This is a genomic window from Dactylosporangium sp. NPDC050688 (assembly GCF_040654515.1).
GTDB lineage: Bacteria > Actinomycetota > Actinomycetes > Mycobacteriales > Micromonosporaceae > Dactylosporangium.
Genome location: NZ_JBFAIC010000184.1, coordinates 1 through 1,469 on the forward strand (window position 1 = coordinate 1; position 1,469 = coordinate 1,469).

1 protein-coding gene is annotated in these 1,469 nt (G+C 68.8%); it reads left to right on the top strand.

Translation table 11 applies throughout. The features are described from left to right. On the top strand, positions 1 to 1,119 hold a 1,119-nt coding region (locus AB0H83_RS51860), incomplete at its 5' end, for an L-type lectin-domain containing protein (protein ID WP_360111485.1). Positions 1,120 to 1,469 lie beyond the last annotated feature (350 nt).

Below are 1,469 nucleotides of genomic sequence, written 5' to 3' on the forward strand. Positions count from 1 at the left end.
GGCATCGCTGGATTGACCGCCGCTGAGTGGGAGATCTGGAAGCCGCAGGACGACGTACTGAGCAGTGACGACAGCGCCAGCATCCTCGCGCTCGCGCACCTGACCTGCGATCTGATCGGACGCCTCCGTCGCGACGGCTTCGCCGGCGACCTGTGGCCGCTGGCCGTCGCCGCCTTCGCAACGTCGCTGGACCGTGTCCGCACGGCCGCCGGAGTACCGGCGGATGTGGCCGATTTCGTCAACCAGGTCGCGACCTACGCCGCCTGGTACGGCCAGCGGCTGCCGGGAGGCGCGGGCGGCCCGTCAACCGGCCCGGATGCGAGCCCCTCCACCTCCACCTCCACCTCCACCTCCGCGTCGCCGACGCCTACCCCGGCGCAGACGTCGGCCCTCCCCACGCCGTCCTCGGCCGCGCTGGCCGCGCCCACCTCGCCGACGACAGCCCCGCCGACGTCGCTGAACTTCCCCGCCTTCAACAACACGTCTGCCCTGTACCTCAACGGCTCGGCGAAGCTCCTCAACGGCCGCATCATGCTCACGACGGGACTGGGGCAGGCCGGCAGTGCGTGGTCCAGGACGACGTTCGACATGTCGAGGTCGTTCACCTCGTCATTCACCGCAGCCATCAACGTGCCGACGGACGGGCTTGCGTTCGTCATCCAGGCCGAAGGCCCAGGCGCCGTCGGCAACAGCGGTGGGTGCCTCGGCTACGGCGCCCGGCCCGAAGGCAACCCGGAGGACTCGATCAAACCCAGTGTCGCGGTCGAGATCGACACCTGGGGAAACGGCGCCAACGACCCGACCGGCAACCATCACCTGGCGGTGACGGTGAACGGCCAGATGGCGCAGCATCTGGTGTGGGCCGACCCCGGCTTCAACCTGGCCAATAACAGGCCATTCACCGTCTGGGTCAACTACGATGCCAGCGCGCGGAACCTGGCCGTCTACATCAGCCAGAATTCCACCCGGCCGGCCCAGCCGCTGTTCTCCTACAGGATCGACCTGCGCGCGCACCTCGCCAGCACCCGGGCGTACATCGGCTTCACGGGCGGCACCGGGGCGACCAACCTGACCGACTCGAACGAGTCCGTCCTGAACTGGACGGCCTCGTCGAGCTGAGCCGGCGAACGTCAGAGATCGCCATCGTGCAATGTGCCGTTGGCAATCCGGATGGCGCGTTGAGTCGCGGTCGTCGAGTACCGCGCGGGGTGGATCGCGGCGGCACCGGAGACGACCTCGCTGGATGTCACCTTCAATGCCGACAACGCCCGGCGGAAGCACCGCCGGGCCGCGTCGGCGTCACGGTGCGGCTGTCCAAACCGTGACCCGCGTTGTCGCCTTCGTGTGAACCATCGCCGCTCGGGACTCGTCATGGGAGCGAGGTCCGAACAACCAACAGGAGCGGTGGCGATGAACGCGGTATCCGGCGCAGTTGGTCGATGGGTTCGTCTGCTCGCCCGGCCGGAGCG